The organism is Leuconostoc pseudomesenteroides KCTC 3652 (assembly GCF_014634745.1).
Taxonomy (GTDB): Bacteria; Bacillota; Bacilli; order Lactobacillales; family Lactobacillaceae; genus Leuconostoc; species Leuconostoc pseudomesenteroides.
This window is the reverse complement of sequence record NZ_BMBP01000001.1, coordinates 165140-187925: the sequence shown is the minus strand read 5'-3', so window position 1 is coordinate 187925 and position 22786 is coordinate 165140. Positions and strand designations below refer to the sequence as shown.

The following is a 22786-nucleotide window of genomic DNA, read 5'->3' as shown; positions in this document are numbered from 1 at the left end:
TGTACCATTTTAACTATAACAATTTAGAAAAGCACTGGAGGCAATCGTTTAGTAATGAGCCATATGATAGAACTTGATAGTTTACCCAATCTAACAATCATTAAGAAAAGTGGGGAAGAAACAGAATTTTACGCATACAAAATCAATTTTATTTTAACAAAGCTTAATCTGTCTAATCACATTATTGATGTGATTAAGCATGATTTTTATCAATATTTGGATTCTAAAGTCAGTGTGACAACTTCCGAAATTCGCAATCTATTGTGTTCGTTACTCACAAATTATGAACAATTGGATGCTGTTAACGAATATGAGGCATACTATCAGACTGAGAAACAAGACTTTGCAGATGCCGCTAATGTCCAAAAAAGAATTGAAAAACTATTTTCACGAGATGAAGCAGTTGTGCATGAAAATGCAAATAAAGATAGTCGTGTGTTTAATACCCAACGCGATTTGGAAGCGGGGGCAGCTAGTCGAGCCTTGGGACTACAAATGTTACCGCCACTTGTTGCTAAGGCACATTTACGCGGCGATATTCATTGGCATGATTTAGATTATTCACCTGTGACACCAGCAACAAATTGTTGTTTAATCGATTTTGATAATTTGCTGACGAATGGTTATAAAATAGGCAATGCGTGGGTAGATTCACCACATTCTATTCAAACAGCGACAGCACAGATGGCACAAATTATTGCTAATGTCGCTTCGTCGCAGTACGGTGGTTGTTCAGCAAATCGTATTGATCAATTATTGGCACCATACGCGCAGATGAATTATGACAAACATATTGTTGAAGCCGAACAATGGGTAGTTGCTGACAAAAGTGACGCCTACGCTAAAGAAAAAACACGCAAAGATATTTATGATGCGATGCAGGCTTTGGAGTACGAGATTAATACAATGTACTCATCACAAGGACAAACACCATTTACCACCGTTAATTTTGGATTGGGAACTAGTTGGCTTGAACGTGAAATTCAAAAAGCAATTTTGAATATCAGAATTAAGGGATTAGGAAAAGAAAAGCGAACTGCTATTTTCCCAAAGTTGATTTTCACATTAAAAAAAGGATTAAACTTTGCTCCTACTGATCCAAATTACGACATTAAGCAATTGGCGCTTGAATGTTCAACGAAGCGGATGTACCCAGATTTGTTAATGTATGACAAAATTGTTGAACTAACTGGCAGTTTCAAAACACCAATGGGTTGCCGATCGTTTCTACAAGGCTGGCAAGATGAAAATGGTGTCACAGTTAATTCTGGCCGAATGAATTTAGGGGTTGTTTCGGTGAATTTGCCACGTATTTCTCTATTTGCGAAAGGTGATATGGCACTATTTTGGGAAATTTTTGATGAAAAAATGGCGCTATGCCATGAAGCTTTATCGTATCGGATTGAAAGAACAAAAGAAGCTGTTCCTGAAAATGCACCATTGCTCTACATGTACGGCGCATTTGGGAAAAGACTCAAGGCAACTGATAAAGTTGATGAAGTGTTTAAGAATGGACGTGCTACAATTTCATTGGGCTATGTTGGATTATACGAAACATGCTTAACTTTCTTTGGACCAAATTGGGAAAAAAATCCCGAAGCACATACGTTCGCTGAAGAAATTGTGAAAAAGATGCACAAGTATTGCCAACAGTGGGAAGCGGAAAGTGGGTATCATTATAGCCTATACTCGACACCGGCGGAATCACTAACAGATACATTTTGCCATCTCGACAAGCAGAAATTTGGGGATGTGCCTGATATTACAGATAAAGATTATTATACTAATAGTTTTCATTACGACGTTAGAAAGCATCCAACGCCGTTTGAAAAAATAAGTTTTGAAGAGACGTTCCCAAAATATGCGTCGGGCGGATTTATTCATTATTGTGAATATCCTAACTTGAAACAAAATCCACAAGCGTTAGAATTAGTTTGGAATTGGGCTTATGATCATGTCGGTTATTTGGGCACTAACACTTGTATTGATAAATGTTTTAAATGTGGATTTGCTGGTGAATTTAAAGCCACTGCTCGAGGATTTATGTGCCCTGAATGTGGGAACCATGATCCAGCGCTCTGCGATGTTGTCAAGAGAACTTGTGGTTATCTTGGTAATCCGCAACAACGGCCCATGGTTCATGGGCGACATATTGAAATTATTTCGCGTGAAAAGAATATGACCAAGGAGATGATCGAGCATGCCGCGATCTATGCGAAAACCAAACAATCCGATGCCAAAAGAATGGACGGCGCAGAAGTATAGTCAAAACTATATCGCTGACTACAAGGCTTTTAATTTCGTTGATGGCGAGGGGGTGCGTTGTAGCCTTTACGTGAGTGGCTGCCTGTTTCTGTGCCCTGGTTGTTATAACGTTGCTGCTCAAAATTTCCATTTTGGACAACCTTACACGCAAGCATTAGAAGACCAAATTATTGAAGATTTAAGTCAAGATTATGTTCAAGGTTTAACTTTATTGGGTGGAGAGCCATTTCTCAACACGGATGTGTGTCTAAAACTGTGTCGCCGAGTTCGTCAAGAGTTTGGTCATTCAAAAGATATATGGTCTTGGACAGGCTACACTTGGGATGAATTGCAAAACGAAACCTATGATAAAGCGCGTTTATTGTCGTTAATTGATATTTTGGTTGATGGTCGTTTTTTGGAAGAAGAAAAGGACTTAACATTACAATTCAGAGGTAGTGCCAATCAACGAATCATTGACGTACCCAAGTCATTGGCATCCGAGCGAGTTGTAATTTGGGACAAATTGGTGAAATAATGGCGTCACACAAAAAAGCATAATGATTTATCTGTGTTGATGAATCATTATGCTTTTTTGTGTCAAACTGAAAATGTCGTTGTACAAGTAATATTAAAAGATTTAGTCATCATTTTTAGATTGATAGTGATTTGATTTTATGGCATTATAGCAAAGTTAAGCAAACGTTTTGGCATTTTCAGGAGATATCAAATCTTTTGTCTTAACAACAAACTGTTGGCGTAAATTTTTGAAATGAGTTGTCAGAGATTCTTTTGAAAAATTCGTTAATAGACTTGTTTCAAGTGTACTTGAGTCATCAATCACAATCGCCACACTATATTTATTCAGTAACTGCCAAGCTAATTTTTGGTCTGCCTTTAGCGCATCAATGACCTCTTGACTCATCCGATTTGTCAAAAAGTCGTCGAGATTAAGGCCAACTTGTGTGGCGATGCTTGTAATCAATGAGAGAGAGTATGGCTGTTTTTTGGTAATTAAAGCACTTTGTAAAGACAATAAAAAAGGTCGCGCCTTTTTGTTACCTTCAATTTGTGCTGCTTTAAAATCAAGAATCACACGATAAGTTAAGGATTCCTTGTCATAAGGCATATCCATTATCGGTAGCGCTTGCTCACCTTGGATTAATTTAGCGCTTACTTGTTCATTGATGAGAGGAATAAAGCGTAAGCGCGTTTTTTGAAAAAATGTATGGGTGAGCTTTTCAAGGCATTCTTCGGCTACTAAACAGTTATCTGATAAAGGATTTGCGAAGTGGTAAATGTCGATCATGGTGTTTCTCCTACGTAAAACAATTTAAATATCCAAGATATTAGTATAACCGTCAATATTGGGATTGACAAATGATAGGCTCAAAAATATGTTAAAATGTAATAGTGATGTTTTAAATTGTATAAAAGGGGTAGTAATATGGATTGGAAAATCTTTTTTACACCATACGTTCAAACTGTATCAGAATTAAAAGTTAAATTACGCGGATTACGTGATCAATATGAAAAAAATGGTGAGGATTCACCAATTGAATTTGTGACAGGTCGTGTCAAATCGCAGGCCTCTATTGAAGAAAAAATTGTGCGACGTCATCTAGACGAAAGTCGCTTGTCGCTTGATTTACAAGATATCGCCGGTGTACGAATTATGACCAAGTACGTGGAAGATATCTACACTGTGGTCGATTTGCTAAGACAACGTACGGATTTTCAAATTTTAGAAGAGCGAGATTATGTGACTAATGCCAAGCCGTCAGGCTACCGGTCATATCATATCGTCATTGAATATCCTGTTCAAATGTATAGTGGTGAACTGAAAGTATTAGCAGAAATTCAGGTTCGCACAATGGCTATGAATTTTTGGGCAACAGTTGAACATGATTTACGTTATAAGCATGGCGAATTAAGTGATAATTTGGCCGATCGTCTTACCAAGCTATCAGAATCAACATTTGCTTTAGACCAAGAATTAAGTGAAATAAGAGCAGTAGAATGAAGTATGCTATTTTCAACAATGAAGATGTTAGCAGTCGTGTTGTTGCCAAAAATCTTGCTTTAGAAATGCGCAAACATGGTTTAACTGTTGATAATGAAGAGCCTGATATTGTCGTTTCCGTTGGTGGGGATGGCACGCTTTTGGGCGCTTTTCAGCACTATGTTAATCAAATTGACCATGTTAGGTTTGTTGGCTTACATACCGGACATTTGGGCTTTTATACAGATTGGTTAAGCACGGAATTAGACCAACTAGTAGACAGCTTAAGTCATGATAACGGGCAAAAAGTTAGTTATCCGTTGTTAGAACTGACTGTTATTCAAACAACTGGAGAAAAAAGCCACTATTTGGCACTGAACGAAGCCGTCATTAAGCAACCGCTCGGCACGCTAGTTGCCGATATTTATTTGGGTGGTGAAGTTTTTGAGCGTTTTAGGGGTGATGGTATCGCTGTGGCGACACCGACAGGTTCAACTGCCTACAACAAAGCTAATGGTGGCGCTGTTTTGCACCCTGCTTTGCAGGCAATTCAAATGTCGGAAATTGCCTCCATTAACAATCGTGTTTTTAGAACGTTAGGATCGCCACTGATTGTTCCTCGTGATCAAGAAATTGTAATGAGACCGCAGAGTAACAATTTTTTGGTGATGTATGATCAGGGAGAAATTGCCAGTGATCATATTTTAGAATTGCGATTTAGAGTGTCTGAAAAATGTGTTCATTTTGCTAGATATCGTCACGTTGATTTTTGGTGTCGCGTACAAAATGCCTTCATCAATGACATTGAATAAATATTTTAAATTTTTTAGGAGAAAAATACACGTCGACAAATGATGTGTATGATAAGAATATGCAGTTTACTTGGACTTATACTGGATCAGAAGCGCGCAAAGTGCGTACGTTTCTGCAAAAACATGGCGTTTCCCACCGTATGTTTAGTCAAATGAAACATAATGGTGGGGCGATTTTGGTCAATGAAAAGCCAGTTTATACGTCTGATTATTTAAAAGATGGGGATAAAGTGACGATTGTGATGCCGGTAGAAGAGAGTAATGACCTCGTCGTACCTGATTACAAGCCTCTGAACATTATTTTTGAAAATGAGCATTGGCTGGTAGTTGATAAGCCCTATGGGGTTACGACAGTGCCAGGTCATGCTGATCGGCTACACACATTGGTTAATCAAGTTAAGGGCCATTTAGAACAAATTGAGGCACAAGATTTGGTACCTCACGTAGTGACACGACTGGATCGGGATACATCAGGCATTGTTTTGTTGGCAAAACATCGATTCGCCCATGCTGTTTTAGATCAACAATTGCAAGATCATACCGTGGAAAAATTTTATTTGGCCTATCCGTCTGGCATTATATCAGATGATCACGGAGATATTAACGCCCCAATTGGTCGTGTTGAGGGTGATTTTATTAAGCGTGAAGTTCGTGAAGATGGTAAGCCGTCGCGGACAGAGTACTGGGTTGAACGTTGTTATGATGAGAATGGGCAACACCCAATGACGCGTGTCAAGGTACAATTGCACACTGGTAGAACGCATCAAATACGGGTTCATTTTGCAAATATTGGGCACCCATTAGTAGGTGATGATCTTTATAATGGCCCCCTCTGGTATGGGCTCCAACGTCAGGCGCTACATGCCTATCATATGAAGTTTTATGATCCATTTATCGAAGATTTTCGTGAATTTAACACAAAATTACCCGAGGATCTCAAGACATTAAGGGATATTGACTAAGCTTGGAAGAAACTGCAGAACAATTACAAAAAACTATTGCTCACTTGGCTGATTTGCTTCATTCGGGTCAAGATGAGGATTTTGTTGTCTCATTTAAAGCGTTGCATGATTTTGAAATGGGTCAGGTTTATAGTGGGTTACCTGAACAAATGCGAGCCGTTGCGTGGCGTTTACTAGATGACGAAACTTTGGCAGATGTTTTCGATAATTTGGATGCGGATGATGACGACATTGGAGAATTACTCCAAGAAATGCCGCCGCAAAAAGCGACTGAAATTTTACGCAACATGTACGCCGATAATGAGGCGGATGTCTTGCAAAATCTACCATCTCGTTTGGTTGCAACGTATTTGAGCTTGATGCCTAAAGCGGAAGCAGATGAAATGCGTAAGCTAATTGATTATGACGATCAAACAGCGGGATCTTTGATGTCAACAGAGTATTTAGCTGTGACTGAGGATTTGCGAGTCGTTGAAGTGATGCGGTTGGTTAAACACCAAGCTGCTGAAGCTGAAGCAATTAGTTACGTTTATGTTTTGGATAACCAAAAACACTTGGTCGGCGTTATCTCATTGCGAGATTTGTTAACACACCCTGATGATATGCTGGTGTCAGACATCACTAATGATCGTATTATTAGTGTTAAAGCTGGTGATGATCAGCAAGATGTGGCACAAATTGTGGCTGATTATAATTTTCTTTCCATTCCGGTTACTGATGACAATGACTTGCTACTCGGTGTGATCACGGTTGATGATATTGTTGATGTTATTGACGAAGAAGCGGTTGAAGATTATTCAGGTTTGGCTGCCGTTAACGTTAGCCAGACAGATGATACACCTTGGCATTCAGCGATAAAACGTATTCCATGGTTGATTGCCTTGCTATTACTAGGTATGTCAACGGCGACATTGATTAGCTCGTTTGATGGTTTAGTCAAAAAAGCTTCCATTTTGGCTGTTTTTATTTCGCTAATTACTGGTACAGCGGGTAATGCCGGAACGCAGGCATTGGCGCTAGCGGTCCGTCGATTGGCGGTGGGAACTGATAATACAGCTTGGAAAAATTTTTGGAGCGAAGTACTGGCAGGATTATTAGTTGGTACCGCGACAGGTGCTTCAGTGTTTGCAATCGTGACAATTTGGAAACACAATTTTGAACTTGGATTAGCTGTGGGTATTGCTATGGCGATTGCAATTATGGTTGCTAATTTGGCAGGATATCTTGTTCCCGTGTTAATAGATAAATTAGGATTTGATCCGGCGGTTGCGAGTGGTCCATTTATTACAACGTTGTCAGATTTGACTTCAGTTTTAATCTATTTTAACGTCGCACAATTGTTTATTTCTCATTTTATTGGTAATTAAAAACGTATCGTCCAGAACTTGGATGATACGTTTTTTAGATAAATTAATCAAACATTGGTTTGATTTGAGCTGCAAATGAACCGTCGGGATCATTGACGAATTGTGCATAAGTCTGCCAGTAGCGGTCTGACAAAATGATTGGTTCGGCAATTTCATTAGGAATATAGTTGCGTGGAATTCCACCATTTTTTGCGCGTGGACCATCATAAGTTTTAGCAAAATCACTCATTTTTTTTTCGATCACTAAAGCTTGTGGACCAAACCAATTGACGGGTTCACGCTGAATTAGTTGATTATCAACTTCAAATAATTGCGCTTCCGATTCTATTTTAAAAGGATGAACTAAACTGACTAAGGTGAGCTGATTCTCTTGAATGTTAACAATTGCACCAGCCATTTCCGATGGTAAATGTGGTTGATCATTTTTATTGGCTGCAATCAGTAACTGACCAGTATAGGCAATTGTTAAAGTGGTCTTTTGACCTAAAAATATTGACAATAGGTCTTGTGGGCTTATACTAACGGCTTTCATGACTTAAATTCTCCTGCATCTTGAATATCAATGAAGCTAAATTTATCAAAATCAAACAATCCTTGGTCTGTTATTTTTAAACTCGGGATAACGGGTAAAGCCATAAATGAGAGCGTTAAGAAGGGATCAAATGGCACATCGCTGATTTTTGAAAAAGCTTTATCTAAAGCGCGATTTTGATCAATAGTCGTTTGATAATCTTGATCAGACATGAGGCCACCGATTGGAAGAGGCATTGCGGTCACTTGACCGTCGATCACGACAACTTGTCCACCACCGATTTTCTTTAAGGTTTCAGCAGCTAATAACATATCCTTGTCATCAACACCGGCAATAATGACGTTATGTGAATCATGCGCTACCGTTGAGCCGATTGCGCCGGCTTTCATGTTGAAGCCTTTAATGATCCCTAAACCATGTCCTAAGTCGTGTTAACGCTCAGCCACAACAACTTTAGCAAATGTTGTATTCGCCTTAAAATGATGATTAACGACTGGCACGTTTTCAGCGGTATGCTGAGTTGTAATATGGTGAGGCATAATATTGATAACATGTGCAGGCATATCGTCTGCCAGTGGCAAGATTAAATCACTAGCGGATAATGTGAAATTCAGAGACTGGTTTGCTAATGGTGTCACAGTTGAAAACTTATTTTCATACCAATGACCTTCGACCATGATTTCTTGAGCTTTGAATTGTGTTAATGAATCAAAAATAACCAAATCAGCAACGAAACCGTCTGTTAATGCGCCGACGTTCTTTAAGTTATGGGCTTTGGCGGCATTATAACTTGCCATAGTAAAAGCGATTTCCGGCGCAATACCATTTTGAAGTGCGAGGTTAATACTAAAATCAATTGACCCCTCATGTTGAATGTCACTGGCAGTTTTATCATCGGTGGCAAATGAAAAATGTGCGTGATTGGCTGTTGTAATAGCTGGTAAAATGGCTTCCTCATCACGTTCTACCGTGCCTTCACGCACAAAGACAGAAAATCCTGCATCGACACGTTCTAAAGCCTGAGCAGCGTTTTCACTTTCGTGATCGGTATCGATACCAACTTGACGATAAGTTGAAAGTTGTGCGCGGCTTAAACCAGCACCGTGACCATCAACGTGTTTACCTGCTGCTAAAGCGTCGTTGATTTTTTCGAGCATATCTGGGTCACCATTTGCGACGGCAGGATAATCCATCACTTCAGCTAGCCCATTTACTTCAGGAATGCTGTAAAAAGGCTTGAGAGCTTCGGCATGAAGTGTTGCTCCTGCGTGTTCAAAAGGCGTTGCAGGGACTGAGGATGGTAGCATATAGTGAATGTGAAGTGGTGTTTGCCGCGCTTCTTCGAGCATATATTGAATGCCTGAAATACCGGCTACACTAGCGATTTCATGCGGATCAGCAATGATACGAGTGACACCATGAGGTAGCACTAATTTGCCAAATTCACTAGGTGCAAGTAGAGAACTTTCAATATGAAGATGTGCGTCAATCAAACCGGGGACAATATATCGACCCCCGGCATCAAATGTGTGAGTTGCAGCAAGATCATCTCGTGGGCCACGATAAACAATTATATTATTGTCAATCCAAAGCTCAGTATCATCGAATTTAAGATTAAAAACATCCAAAATTTTTGCGTTTCGAATATGCCAGGTTACAATTTGTGTCACAATAGATCTCGCTTTCAAGTTTTATCTATCATACCATAATGGCAGACTTTGTATTTTGACACTACGTTGTTTTTTAATTATACCAATTATAAAAATAGGACTATACCAATTCTTGTTTATTGTTTGACAAATGGTTACAAAGACTGTAAAATAGCTACTGTTAGTTAAAAATAAAAAGTAAACCAGTTTTGGTGAAGAGGCTATATATGTGTGGAATTGTCGGATTTACAGGCGTTAATCAAGTGTTACCTAGTTTGTTAAAAGGGTTAGAAAAATTAGAATATCGCGGTTACGATTCAGCTGGTGTGTATGTTAATGATGGCGAAAAAGGTGACTTTCTTGTTAAAGAAAAAGGTCGCGTAGCTGATTTGGAACGTGCAACAGAAGGTAAGGGTATTGAAGGTACTGCGGGTATCGCTCATACGCGTTGGGCCACTCACGGTGGTGTATCAGTTGAAAATGCGCATCCACACATGTCAGAGGATGGACGCTTTTATTTAGTTCACAATGGTGTCATCGAAAATTATGAAGCATTACGTGATCAATATTTACAAGGCGTTCAACTTCACTCACAAACAGATACTGAAATTGCCGTTCAATTGATTGACAAATTTTCAAAAGAAAATCACTTGTCAACATTTGATGCATTTCGTAGGATGATTAGTTTGTTGGATGGCAACTCAGCCTACGGATTCCTTTTGATGGATCGCCAGACACCTAATTTGATGTATGCGGCCAAGAAAAAGAGTCCTTTATTGATTGGTGTTTCAGAAGTCGGCAACGTTGTGACATCAGATGCAACAGCGATGTTGGATGTTACGCATGATTTTATTGAATTAATGGATGGCGAAATTGCTGTCATTGACAAGCAAAAGATTGATTTGTTTGATCCAAATGGCAAACAAATTACCCGTGAAGCCTTTCATTTAGATATTGATGCCTCAGAAACTGACAAAGGAATTTATCCTTACTACATGTTAAAGGAAGTTGATGAACAGGCCATCGTTGCACGTACTCTGTCACAATACTATTTTGACGATGAAGGGCAAGTACAAAATATTGCCCCTGAAATTATCGAAGCTATGCAGGCAGCAGATCGCATTTATATTGTTGCGGCCGGCACATCATATCACGCGGGACTTGTGGGACAACGGTATTTTGAACAGTGGACGCAAACACCAACAGAAGTTCATATTTCATCAGAATTTGCCTATGAGCAACCTTTGTTGAGTAAAAAACCATTCTTCATTTTCTTAAGCCAATCTGGAGAAACGGCTGATTCACGAGAAGTCTTGGATAATATCACAAAACAAGGTTATCCAACCTTAACCATTGCAAATGTCATGAATTCAACCTTAACCCGCGAAGCGGACTTTGCCTTGCCTTTGCTAGCTGGTCCTGAAATTGCTGTGGCCTCGACAAAAGCCTATACAGCACAAATTATTGTGACAGCTATTTTGGCTGCAGCGGTTGGTCATACACCATTTGATTTAAAAAATGAGTTAGCAAAAGTTGCTGTTGAAATGCAAGTGATTATTGATCAAAAAGACACTTTCAAATCAATTGCTGAAAGTGCCTTAAAGCACCGTCGTTCAGCATTTTATATTGGACGTGGATTAGATGCAGCGGTTGCTGTTGAGGCGGCGTTGAAGTTAAAAGAAATATCATACGTTCAAACTGAAGGTTTTGCAGCTGGGGAGTTAAAACATGGTACAATTTCTTTGATTGAAGAAGGTACACCGATATTTGCTTTGCTGACTCAGGCTAAAACTGCTGGACTTGTCCGAGGTGAAATTGCACAAGTTGCAGCACGAGGCGCCAACACGGTTATTATTGCTGCTAAGACTTTAGCTAAAAAAGATGACTCTTTCGTTCTACCTGGAGTTAATGAGCTCTTAATGCCGTTGTTGACAGTCATCCCGGCACAATTAATCGCTTATTACGCAACTCTTGACCGTGGTCTAGACGTTGATCGACCACGTAATTTGGCAAAGAGTGTTACGGTTCAATAATTTTAATGATTCGATAGGATAATTCTTATCGAATTTTTTTGTACCTTGCGCGCCATTCTGGTAAAATAGGTTAGATACAATATATGCATTTAGTGGTTGCATACGAAGGAGGAGCGTTTTGGCGCTTTTTAAAATTAAAAATGAGGAGACGAAGACCGTCTCCCAGCTCAAAATTCCGCGACATGTTGCCATTATTATGGATGGTAATGGTCGTTGGGCAAAACAACGTTTTATGCCACGTGTTGCGGGCCACAAAGCGGGCATGAAAACTGTCAAAAAAGTTGCGATTGCAGCCAGCGACTTAGGCATTGAAGTATTGACACTATATGCTTTTTCAACTGAAAATTGGTCACGCCCGAATGACGAAGTTAACTTTTTGATGCAATTACCAATTGATTTTTTTAATGATTTTGTACCAGAACTGATTAAAAATAATATTCGTGTTGAAGTTATGGGCGATGTTGCGGGCCTACCTAAAGGTACGCAAGATGCCGTGCAGCGTGCGATTGAACAAACAGCGCAAGGCACGGGCATGATTTTGAACTTTGCTCTTAATTATGGTGGTCAAACTGAAATTGTGGCAGCAGCGAAATTACTAGCGCAACAGGTTGCGTCGGGTGATTTGGCAGCTGAAGAGATTGACGCCAATCGTTTTGCCAGTGCACTTCAAACTTCACCATTAGGTGACTTAGCCACGCCTGACTTAATGATTCGTACTTCCGGTGAATTGCGCTTGAGTAATTTTTTGCCTTATCAGTCTGCATACGCTGAACTATATTTTACGAATGTTCTTTGGCCAGAATATTCGGGCGAAGATTTGATAGAAGCTATTACTTCTTATACTAAAAGAGACCGTCGCTTTGGGGGTCTTAATGACGAAAGCGAGAAACAGTAAGCTATGAAAACACGTGTAATTACGGCAGTAGTTGCTTTGATTATTTTTGTCCCTCTTTTAATCATTGGAGGCGCACCACTTCTGATTCTGACACTGATTATGGGTGTGATTGCAATGAGTGAAATTTTGCGTATGAAACACCGTTTTTTTGTTTCTGCGGAAGCTTGGGTCAGCTTTATTGGTGTTGTAGCGCTGATCTTGCCCAATAGTTTTTGGCAAGACATTCCACTCATTAAAAGTGCGCATATATTCTTTTATATACTAGCCTTTCTTTTGTTACTTCATACAGTATTTAGTCGTAACCATTTTAATTTTGATGATGCTGGGACATTGACTCTAGCCATGCTGTATATTGGTACTGGATTTCATTATTTTTTCCAAGCCGACACAAAAGGATTGGCAACAGTGATGTTTGGTATGTTAATTGTTTGGCTAACTGATTCGGGTGCTTACATGGTTGGGCGAGCTATTGGTAAACATAAACTTGCGCCAAAAATTAGTCCTAACAAAACTTGGGAAGGGTCAATTGGCGGTAGTTTGGTGGCAGTAATTGTTGTGGCATCTCTGTATACTATCTTTAACTGGCTACCAGCCTATAACTTCATTGAACTCTTATTATTTGCAGTTGTTTTGTCTATTGCTGGACAGCTTGGTGATTTAATCGAGTCAGGCTTAAAGCGTCACTTCAATGTCAAAGATTCAGGTAATATTTTACCAGGGCATGGTGGTATTTTAGATCGTTTTGACTCCATGTTGGTCGTTATGCCATTGATGTCAATTTTAGGCATGTTAATTTAAAGTGAGATTTGGAATGAGTTTAACAGCGATAATTGCATTCATATTTGTTTTTGGGGTATTAGTCACAGTCCATGAATTTGGGCATTTTTTTGCTGCCAAAAAATCTGGCGTATTGGTCCGAGAATTTGCGATTGGCATGGGGCCAAAATTGTTGAGCTGGAATCGTAATCACACTGCCTATACAATTCGTATTTTACCTGTTGGTGGATATGTACGGATGGCCGGAATGGATGAAACACCTGACTTAGAAGCGGGTCAACGATTGCGACTACGCTTTGACCAAGAGAGTAAAGTTATCGAAATTGACACACGGATTGATCAGGCAGGTCAAGGTGTACCATTTCAAATTGACACTTTCGACTTAAGTGATGACTTGACGTTGACAGGTTACCAAGCTGATAATTCAGAGATGAAAGTGTTATCTGTTAGTCATGATGCGACAATCATTGAAGAAAATGGTGTGACTGTCCAAATCGCCCCGCGTGACACATGGTTTCAAAGTGCGAAATTATCGCGACGCGCTTTGATTAATGTTGCCGGACCATTTATGAACTTTGTATTAGCTTTAGTTGTTTTTTCAGGACTAGGTTTTACCTTGCCAAGCGTTACACTTAACGAACCGATTGTGGGCACAGTTCAAAACAACATGCCAGCTCAAAAGGCTGGACTGCAAGCAGGTGACCAAATTACCAAAGTGAATGGACAAAAAACCACAACTTGGGAAAATGTAGCAAGCGCTATTAGCGGTGCTGGACACAAGCAACTGACGATTAATATTGTACGTGACGGTAAACAAGAGACTATCAAAGTCACACCTAAATTGGTTACGGTTAACGGTACAAGAACGCCGTTGGTGGGTATCACAGAGAAAACGCACCAGAGCTTTGGTGCACGCATACAGTATGGTGTCAACACAACAGCTTCAACAACCAGTCGAATTTGGTACGCGCTGACACATTTGTTTAGTGGTGGGTTTAGTTTGGATAAACTAGGTGGTCCAGTTTCAATTGCCAAAACAACGTCAACTGTTGCTAAAACAGGATTTTTGAATATTCTATTCTATATGGCATTTTTGTCGATTAACTTAGGTATTATGAATTTAATTCCAATACCAGCTCTAGATGGTGGTAAACTAATCTTGAACTTACTGGAAGCAATTCTAAGGCGTCCATTACCAGCATCGTTTGAAAATGGTGTCACCGTGGTAGGTGCAATTGCAATGGTAATTCTGATGATTGCTGTTACTATTAATGATATTTTGCGATAAAATAAATGAGAGTATATTCAATAAAAGAGGAGTTTATATGAAACAGTCTAAATTACTGATGCCAACTTTACGAGAAGTTCCGGCGGAAGCTGAGGTTAAAAGCCACCAATTATTGTTAAAAGCAGGTTATATCCGCCCCGTTGCAGCTGGTATGTTTTCATATTTACCCTTGGCTAAGCGGGTTTTAAATAAAATCGAAGCTATTATTCGGGAAGAAATGTCAAAAATTGACGCCAATGAGATGTTAGTCCCAGAAATTTTACCAGCAGAATTGTGGCAGCGTTCAGGGCGTTATGAAACATACGGTCCGGCGTTGTACAAGTTCAAAAATCGACAAGATCGTGATTTTATTTTAGGACCAACGCATGAAGAAACCTTTACCCAATTAATTGCTGATGAAATTAAGTCATATAAAAAATTGCCTTTAGTGGTTTACCAAATCCAACCAAAATTCCGAGATGAAAATAGACCACGTTTTGGATTGCTTCGAACACGCGAGTTCATTATGAAGGATGCTTATTCATTTAGTGCTGACCAAGAAGGTCTTGATGACGCCTTTCACAATATGGAAAAAGCGTATGTCAACATTTTTAATCGACTTGGTCTTCATTATCGCGCAATTGTCGGTGACGCCGGTGCTATGGGTGGATCAGATTCGAAGGAGTTTTCTGCTCCTGCGGATGCTGGAGAAGATACTATTGCTTATTCTGATGCGACTGATTATGCGGCAAATTTGGAAATGGCCAAAGATTTCTATGAGAGAAAAACCAGTCATGCAGAATTATTGACATCAGAAAAAGTTGCAACCCCTGATGCAAAAACAATTGCGGAAGTAGCAGAATTTTTGGGTAAATCATCCAATGAACTTGTTAAAACAATGATGTTTATTGCTGACGATCAACTGGTAGCAGTTGTGACAACAGGTGATTATGATGTCAATGAGGTCAAGGTTCAAAATTTCTTGAATGCTGATACATTTGAATTAGCTGATGAAAATCGTGTCCGTGATATTGTTGGTGCAGGATTCGGATCACTAGGACCAGTTGCATTACCTGAAAATGTGCAACTTTTGGTTGATGAACGTGCTGCCGATTTGGCTAATTTTGTCGCTGGTGCCAATGAGGATGGTTATCATTTGACTAATTTGAATTGGGGACGAGACGTCCAAATTGAGGAAACAAATATTGGCGATTTTCGTGTTGCTAGAGAAGGTGACTTGGCAATTGATGGCAAAGGGCACCTTGTATTTACTTCCGGTATTGAAATTGGTCATATTTTTAAACTTGGTACCCGATATTCTAAGTCACTAGGCGCTCAAGTTCTGGATGAAAATGGTCGTCAAACTGATGTTGTGATGGGTTCTTATGGCATCGGTGTTTCACGCTTGTTAAGTGCGATTGCAGAGCAAAAAGCTGATGAGGACGGGCTTGTTTGGCCAGCCAGTGTTGCGCCATTTGATGTTCATATTGTACCGGTTAATACGAAAGATGCTGATCAAGTACGTGTGGCTGAAGAGCTTGAAGCTTTGTTAGAAGCCAAACATTTGGAAGTTTTGGTGGATGACCGCAAAGAACGTGCTGGTGTTAAGTTTGCCGATGCTGATCTAATTGGCTTGCCAATTAGAATTACGGTTGGCAAAAAGGCGAGTGAAGATGTTGTTGAAGTCAAAGTCCGTGCAAGTAATACTAATATTGAAATGCGCGTAAGTGAAGTGGTTGACTCAGTTTCCGTTTTGCTTCAAGGTGACAATGAATAAATAAGTGAGTAAACATTTGGCCGATGAATGATCGGCTTTTTTACTCAAATTAGGGGGACAAATGGCGTTAACCCATGAAGAACAATTAAAACACTTAATTAGTCAGATTCAATTACCAGATGAAATTGTATCTTTTTTTGAAGCTGGTCAGTTAACTCGCGTAGATGTATCTGCCAGACAGAGACAGTGGATATTCTATGTTCAATTATTAAAGCCTTTGCCAGCTAACGTATATATGCAATTTCAGCAATATCTAAAAAAAGCATTTACTAATATAGCTGACGTGTCGATAATGATTTCCACTCAATCACAAGCAATTGATCAAGAAATGATGGCACAATACTGGCATTTGGCTTTAGATCACTCTCAATTAAACCATGCTAAGGCGCAGCAATTAGCAAGCAACACGATACTTAAATTGGTAAACGACAACGAATTCAGTGTTGCGGTTGGTGCGCAACTACTATTTCAATCGTTAGATAACCAAGCAGTTGCTTCCATAGTATCAGTTTACGAGAGTTTTGGATTTCCTAAGATCAAATTAGTGCCACAACTCGACGAACAATTAGCCCAAGAAATTCAAGAAAATGTTGCACAGCATCATGCTAAGGCCCGTGAAGACTTGCAAAAAGCAATTGAAGCTAATAAACAGGCTAAACCAAAAACATCGTCAGAGGGTGTGCCACTAACATTAGGTCGTAAAATTTCAGCAGATGCTGATATTACCAGATTGGAAGATATCGATGGTGAAGAAAACCGTGTGGTAGTTGAGGGCTATATTTTTGCTGATGAAATTAGGGAATTGCGTTCAGGGCGACAGTTACTCACTATCAAAATCACCGATTATTCAAGTTCTATTTCAGCCAAAAAGTTTTCTAATAATGAATCTGATGAGGCGGTGTTTGAAGGTTTAAAGGCCGGTTTGTGGGTTCGACTAAGTGGTAATGTTCAAGAAGATACCTATGCTCGTGAACTGGTCATGAATATTTATGATTTACAAGTCATTGATCACGCCAATCGACAAGAAGATTACCCCGAAAAACAGCAACGGATTGAGCTACATGTTCACACAAACATGTCGACCATGGATGCCGTGACTAACTACTCGGAAGTTGCAAAACTCGCCAAAAGTTGGGGTCAAACAGCTTTGGCTGTTACTGACACGGGAAATGTCCAAGGCTTTCCCGAGGCTGTTGCCGCTGGTAGTAATAATAATCTCAAAATGATCTATGGTATGGAAGCTAATCTAGTCGAAGATGGTGAACCAATTGCCTTCAATTTGCAACCCATTTCACTATTAGACAAAGAAACCACTTTTGTCGCTTTTGATTTGGAAACGACTGGACTATCCGCTGTAACAGATAAAATCATTGAATTATCCGCTGTCAAAATGCAGCTTGGTAACGTTATTGATAAGTTTTCAGAATATATTAATCCCGGTTTTCCATTATCTGAATTCACTACCAATTTGACATCAATTACTGATGCTATGGTAGCAAATGCTGACAGCGAAGAAAACATTATTCGACGTTTTCGAGAGTGGTGCGGTGATGCTATTTTAGTGGGGCATAATGTAACATTTGATATTGGCTTCATGAACGCCGCTTATGCACGTTACCAGCAACCGCAAATTAGTAATCCTATTATTGATACGTTGCCGTTTACTCGTTGGTTATATCCTGACTATAAATCTTATCGTCTTGGTACGATTGCTAAACGATTTAATATCAATTTAGAGCAAGCCCACCGTGCGATTTTTGATTCTGAAACTACGGGACATATCGCATGGCGTTTGATGAAAGAAGCAAAAGAACGTTTTGATTTAAATTATCATAATCAACTCAATGATCACATGACTGAAGGGGATGCGTGGAAGCATGGTCGTCCGGTTCATGCGACATTGTTGGTTCAAAATGCGACTGGATTAAAAAATCTTTATAAACTGGTCTCCCGTTCAAACATTGAATTTTTTGCCAAAGTACCTCGTATTCCGCGTTCAATCCTACAACAATATCGTGAAGGTTTACTAGTAGGAACAGGTGATACAGGCGGGGATGTCATTATTTCTCTCATTGAAAAAGGAAAAAATGAGGCAACGGAGAAAGCTAAATATTACGACTTTATCGAAATTCAACCAACTGCAAACTATCAACCAATGATTGAATCGGCACTTGTTGCTGACAAAACAAAACTGCAAGAAATCTTAGGGGAAATGATTGCCATTGGTGACGAATTAGAAAAACCAGTGGTGGTCACTGGTGATGTTAAATATACCAACCCTGAAGATAAAATTTATCGTAATATTTTAATTGCGACACAACCAGGAAATCCACAAAATAGAACTGCTTTACCTGATAATTATTTCAAAACGACGCAAGAATTGCTTGATGACTTTGCTTTTGTTGGTGAAGAAGTTGCAAAAAAGATTGTAATTGATAATACCCACCTTATTTCTGACATGCTTGACGATATTGAGCCTCTGAAAAGTGGCTCCTATCCACCAAATATTCCTGGGGCGGGTGATGAACTCACTGAAAAAACATACCGGACAGCGAAAGCTTGGTATGGTGATCCAATTCCACCAGAAATACAAGCACGTATAGACCAAGAGTTGAAAGCAATTATTGGTAACGGTTTTGCGCCGCATTACATGATTGCGCAACGATTGGTTGCTAAATCTGTTAAAGATGGCTATTTGGTTGGATCACGTGGATCCGTGGGCTCTTCATTTGTCGCCACAATGTCGGGTATAACTGAAGTTAATCCGTTGCCGCCTCATTATCGATCCGCGCATGGTGATTATTTCGAATTAGTTGATCCAAAACAATATGAGTCTGGCTATGACCTGCCTGAAAAAGGAGACCCCAATCATCCAGGCGAAATGTTGATTGGTGATGGACAAAACATTCCGTTTGAAACTTTTATGGGCTTCACTGGAAATAAAGTGCCAGATATCGATTTGAATTTTTCTGGTGATTATCAGCCAATTGCTCACAATTACATGAAAGTACTATTTGGCGAGCATAATGTGTACCGTGCCGGAACGATAGCGACAGTGGCTGAAAAAACAGCTTTTGGTTACGTGAAAGGCTATGAACGGGACCATGATAAGCATTATCGTGGGGCAGAAATTGAGCGATTGGCCCAAGGAATCACAGGCGTCAAACGGACAACAGGACAGCATCCCGGTGGTATATTGATTGTACCGCGCGAGTACGAAGTCTATGATTTCACACCAATTCAATATCCTGCTGATGATCAAAAATCGCTCTGGCAAACAACACACATGGATTATCATTCCATTCATGATAATTTATTGAAAATGGATATTTTGGGACATGATGATCCAACAATGGTGCGGACATTAAAGGATATGTCTGGCATTGATCCGCAATCAATTCCAGCAAACGATCCCGGTGTTTTAAGTTTGTTTACCTCTACCGAAGCACTTGGTGTAACACCAGAGCAAATCTTTTCAAAAACAGGGACACTAGGATTACCTGAATTTGGGACTAACTTTGTGCGCGGTATGTTGGAAGAAACGCAACCACATACTTATTCTGAGTTATTACAAATTTCTGGCTTATCTCACGGTACAGATGTTTGGTTGGGAAATGCTAATGAGTTGATCGAAAACGGAACGGCTACAATCGGTACAGTTATTGGAACGCGTGATAAAATCATGACAGATTTAATTAACTGGGGTTTTCCAGCTGCCGATGCGTTTAACATTATGGAAAAGGTTCGTAAAGGTAAGGGGATTACCGACGAATACCAAAAACAGTTGCGCGAAGCAAATATTCCAGAATGGTATATCCAATCAATGCTCAAAATTAAATACATGTTCCCACGAGCGCATGCCGCGGCTTATGTTTTAATGGCTTTGCGAATTGCCTACTTCAAAGTTTATTTTCCAACAATATACTATGCAACTTACTTCTCAGTTCGTGCGGATGCTTTTGATGTTGTCGCGATGAGTCGGGGTAAAGAAGCAACCAAATCTGCTTTAAAGAAATTACGTGAACTTGGCAATGACGCGACTGTTGGCGATAAAAACTTAATGACAGTTCTTGAAATGGCTAACGAAGCGCTTGAGCGAGGAATTAGCTTCAAAATGGTTGATTTAAACCGATCGGAAGCACTTGAATGGGTGATTGATGGTGAAACACTAATACCACCATTTATTTCTCTACCGGGATTGGGCGACAACGTGGCCAAACAAATTGTGGCTGCACGGACAGAAAAACCTTTTTTGAGTAAAGAAGACCTTAAAAAAAGAGGCAAAGTGTCACAAACGATTATTGATTTTATGACACAGCATTCCGTTCTAGAGGGATTACCAGACGAAAATCAATTGAGTTTATTTGACTTTTAACCTGAAAAATATTAAAGGGCGGTAAATATATGAAACACGAGTGGCATCAAAAAGTTGCGGGTTACTTCGAGTATGTTTTAAATACGGTCATGATTGTTATTGGGGTCGTGATATTTGGTTTTTTGCTACGAGAATTGTTGAATCTTGCACAAATGTTATGGATGACCGATATCGCTGGTCATTTTACGGAATTGGCTGAGGAAATTTTAGTTGTATTTTTGTTTTTTGAGTTTTTGAGTTTGGTACGTGAATATTTTATAAAGGACGCCCACATTTCAACTGGCAACTTTCTATATATCGGCGTGACTGCCTTAATTAGAGCGATGCTGGTTTACCATGATCAGACCGATAAAACGTTAATGTTAGCTGCAGCAATATTCTTATTGGTAGTTGCACAGGCAATATATCGTTATTTTAGACCAAAAATGGATAATTAGCTTCTAAAAAGTAAGCAAAATGCTTGCTTTTTTATTTAGGGCATATATAATTTAATCAACAATAAAAATAGAAAGGCGCGCCTTTTGACGCGCATGGCGATAAGCATATGAAAACGCATCACGTCTCTCTTTTAACAGGTAATTTTAAACAAAATGCACATTTTTATGTTGATATTTTGGGTTTACGTTTCATAAAAAATTCTATTAATCAGGCTAATCCTCATATGCGCCATGTTTATTATGGTGATTTCATTGGTACACCGGGCACTGTGGTCACTTTTTTCCCAGATGCAAAACTTGATCGTCCTCGTGTCGACGGCAAAATGTTTTTCAATGGGCTACATTTTGGTGTGCCGGCAGGTGCGTTACCATATTGGCAAGAACGATTGCTTTCCTTTAATTTACCAGTAACAGTTGATGGCCGTGGTATTTTACACACGCAAGATTTTGATGCAATTCCAATTGAAATTAAAGCAGTCAATCAGCAACAGTTTGACTGGCATATCAACTTTATGTCAGATGTTCCTGCAGAAAAACAAATCACAGGTATTCTAGGGGCTGAATTACATGTTCCTGATGTTGTGGCGACTGCTAATTTCTTTGAACAACTTTTTAGTAACTATGGTGTCGTTGTTAAGGGCAACGTTGTGAATTTAGCAGATGAACAGGCCATTTACTTGTACGAAACACCAAGCGATGCCCCTGAATCAAAATTTGGAAAAGGGTCAACTGATCATTTTGCTTTAGCCGTTGAATCTTCGCAGGATTTAGATTACTTGTGGGCGCGTGCACGGGAACAAGGTTGGCGTCGTGAAGTCTATATTGATCGTGGTTATTTCAACTCTATCTACTTTATTGAGCCGGGGGGCAATCGTGTTGAGGTAGCAACTACTAATCCAGGGTTTACACTAGATGAGTCTGTTCAAGATTTAGGAACAACATTTGCAATGCCACCAAGATTTGATGCCAATAAAGAAGTTTTAAGAAAATGGTGGGCTGATCAAGGTGTCTTGTTTGATGATTATCAACCATATTCGGGTACCGGACGAGTTAATAATGCCAAAGTTGTAGCAATACATGATCAAACGGGTAATACCCGAAATGATTAGTGTTTAAAATATACCATTTTTAATATTAAATGGGTAATATCGTGAAAACTGTCCATTATCAAATGAAAATATCTCCTTTATAATAATTATTAAAGTATTAAAAAGGTGGTAAAAAATGGAAACAAGAGCACATTATTCATTAAAAACGCGTAACGAAGTTTGCGACAAAATCATTAACCGCCATCAATCTGGAAAGTCAGTGGCCTCTGAATTTGAAATTCCCTACAACACAGTCATGAGGTGGGTACGTCAAGAACGTGATACCTTTTCAGAATCTGTTTACACAGGTAATAAGCAACCATATCACCAAGTATTTGGCTATCAAGATAATACAACCGACGATTTAGCGGAAATGAAACGCCAGATCAAGGCGATGCGATTCGAATTACAAGTGCTGACCAATCAAAATCAAGAGTTAATGGAAATGCTGCGTATTATGATCGAAAATGGTGGCGATATACAAAGGCACGCTTAAGACGAGCGTGTCTTTTTTGATGACTTTCCAAGTGTGTGATAATAAATGATATAATTAACTTTATGCAAAAATA

The 22786-nt window shown here is 39.4% G+C and carries 17 protein-coding genes and 1 pseudogene; 15 read left to right on the top strand and 3 right to left on the bottom strand.

Features of this window, described 5'->3' with window-relative positions; translation table 11 throughout:
- The first annotated feature begins 54 nt into the window (after positions 1-54).
- Together nrdD and nrdG are read left to right on the top strand one after the other, a co-directional pair.
- Entirely contained in the window at positions 55-2265 is a 2211-nt protein-coding gene (gene nrdD, locus IEU65_RS00900) for an anaerobic ribonucleoside-triphosphate reductase (protein ID WP_168441466.1), read from the top strand.
- Entirely contained in the window at positions 2201-2782 is a 582-nt protein-coding gene (gene nrdG / locus IEU65_RS00895) for an anaerobic ribonucleoside-triphosphate reductase activating protein (RefSeq protein ID WP_031941021.1), read from the top strand. Before nrdD ends, nrdG begins: the two co-directional genes overlap by 65 nt.
- 156 nt (positions 2783-2938) lie before the next feature.
- Here nrdG and IEU65_RS00890 read toward each other — a convergent pair whose 3' ends face one another.
- Positions 2939-3553 carry a DsbA family protein gene (locus IEU65_RS00890; RefSeq protein ID WP_010279247.1) on the bottom strand — a complete coding sequence of 205 codons (615 nt, stop codon included), beginning with the start codon at positions 3551-3553 and terminating at the stop codon, positions 2939-2941.
- A 138-nt stretch (positions 3554-3691) separates the two neighbouring features.
- On the opposite strand from IEU65_RS00890, the gene IEU65_RS00885 reads away from it, so the two are divergent.
- Genes IEU65_RS00885 through mgtE form a run of 4 tightly spaced genes read left to right on the top strand, consistent with a single transcriptional unit; the run spans position 3692 to position 7387 of the window.
- Positions 3692-4267: a GTP pyrophosphokinase gene (locus IEU65_RS00885; protein ID WP_010279250.1), complete on the top strand. Its 576-nt coding sequence runs from the start codon at positions 3692-3694 to the stop codon at positions 4265-4267.
- The gene (locus tag IEU65_RS00880; protein WP_188352213.1) at positions 4264-5058 is read left to right on the top strand and encodes an NAD kinase; all 795 of its coding nucleotides are present in this window, start codon (positions 4264-4266) and stop codon (positions 5056-5058) included. Before IEU65_RS00885 ends, IEU65_RS00880 begins: the two co-directional genes overlap by 4 nt.
- Before the next feature lie 59 nt (positions 5059-5117).
- Entirely contained in the window at positions 5118-6020 is a 903-nt protein-coding gene (locus tag IEU65_RS00875; protein ID WP_031941022.1) for an RluA family pseudouridine synthase, read from the top strand.
- Positions 6021-6022: 2 nt separating this feature from the next.
- Positions 6023-7387, top strand: a complete 1365-nt coding sequence (gene mgtE, locus IEU65_RS00870) for a magnesium transporter (RefSeq protein ID WP_010279260.1) — start codon at positions 6023-6025, stop codon at positions 7385-7387.
- Positions 7388-7430: 43 nt separating this feature from the next.
- On the opposite strand, the gene IEU65_RS00865 is transcribed toward mgtE, so the two are convergent.
- Together IEU65_RS00865 and ade are read right to left on the bottom strand one after the other, a co-directional pair.
- On the bottom strand, positions 7431-7919 hold the full coding sequence (locus IEU65_RS00865; protein WP_147651318.1) for a hypothetical protein: 489 nt from the start codon (positions 7917-7919) through the stop codon (positions 7431-7433).
- Positions 7916-9589 (bottom strand): annotated as a pseudogene (gene ade / locus IEU65_RS00860) (adenine deaminase). The gene IEU65_RS00865 and the pseudogene ade overlap by 4 nt, the downstream one beginning before the upstream one ends.
- A gap of 206 nt (positions 9590-9795) precedes the next feature.
- On the opposite strand from ade, the gene glmS reads away from it, so the two are divergent.
- The 9 genes from glmS (at position 9796) to IEU65_RS00815 (ending at position 22713) form a co-directional block, all read left to right on the top strand.
- Positions 9796-11601 carry a glutamine--fructose-6-phosphate transaminase (isomerizing) gene (gene glmS, locus IEU65_RS00855; protein ID WP_010279264.1) on the top strand — a complete coding sequence of 602 codons (1806 nt, stop codon included), beginning with the start codon at positions 9796-9798 and terminating at the stop codon, positions 11599-11601.
- A gap of 118 nt (positions 11602-11719) precedes the next feature.
- Positions 11720-12496: an undecaprenyl pyrophosphate synthase gene (uppS, locus tag IEU65_RS00850; RefSeq protein ID WP_010279270.1), complete on the top strand. Its 777-nt coding sequence runs from the start codon at positions 11720-11722 to the stop codon at positions 12494-12496.
- A 3-nt stretch (positions 12497-12499) separates the two neighbouring features.
- Complete coding sequence (locus IEU65_RS00845; protein ID WP_010279274.1) at positions 12500-13294, top strand: phosphatidate cytidylyltransferase; 795 nt, start codon at positions 12500-12502, stop codon at positions 13292-13294.
- Between the two features lie 13 nt (positions 13295-13307).
- Complete coding sequence (gene rseP / locus IEU65_RS00840) at positions 13308-14561, top strand: RIP metalloprotease RseP (RefSeq protein WP_010279276.1); 1254 nt, start codon at positions 13308-13310, stop codon at positions 14559-14561.
- 37 nt (positions 14562-14598) lie between these two features.
- Positions 14599-16317: a proline--tRNA ligase gene (locus IEU65_RS00835; RefSeq protein ID WP_010279278.1), complete on the top strand. Its 1719-nt coding sequence runs from the start codon at positions 14599-14601 to the stop codon at positions 16315-16317.
- A gap of 61 nt (positions 16318-16378) precedes the next feature.
- Complete coding sequence (locus IEU65_RS00830; protein ID WP_010279280.1) at positions 16379-20692, top strand: PolC-type DNA polymerase III; 4314 nt, start codon at positions 16379-16381, stop codon at positions 20690-20692.
- A gap of 29 nt (positions 20693-20721) precedes the next feature.
- Positions 20722-21129, top strand: a complete 408-nt coding sequence (locus IEU65_RS00825; RefSeq protein ID WP_010279282.1) for a phosphate-starvation-inducible protein PsiE — start codon at positions 20722-20724, stop codon at positions 21127-21129.
- 107 nt (positions 21130-21236) lie between these two features.
- Positions 21237-22238 carry a VOC family protein gene (locus IEU65_RS00820; RefSeq protein ID WP_010279284.1) on the top strand — a complete coding sequence of 334 codons (1002 nt, stop codon included), beginning with the start codon at positions 21237-21239 and terminating at the stop codon, positions 22236-22238.
- Positions 22239-22353: 115 nt separating this feature from the next.
- Positions 22354-22713 (top strand): hypothetical protein, encoded by a 360-nt coding sequence (locus IEU65_RS00815; RefSeq protein WP_004916044.1) that lies wholly within the window; start codon positions 22354-22356, stop codon positions 22711-22713.
- The last annotated feature ends 73 nt before the right edge of the window (positions 22714-22786 follow it).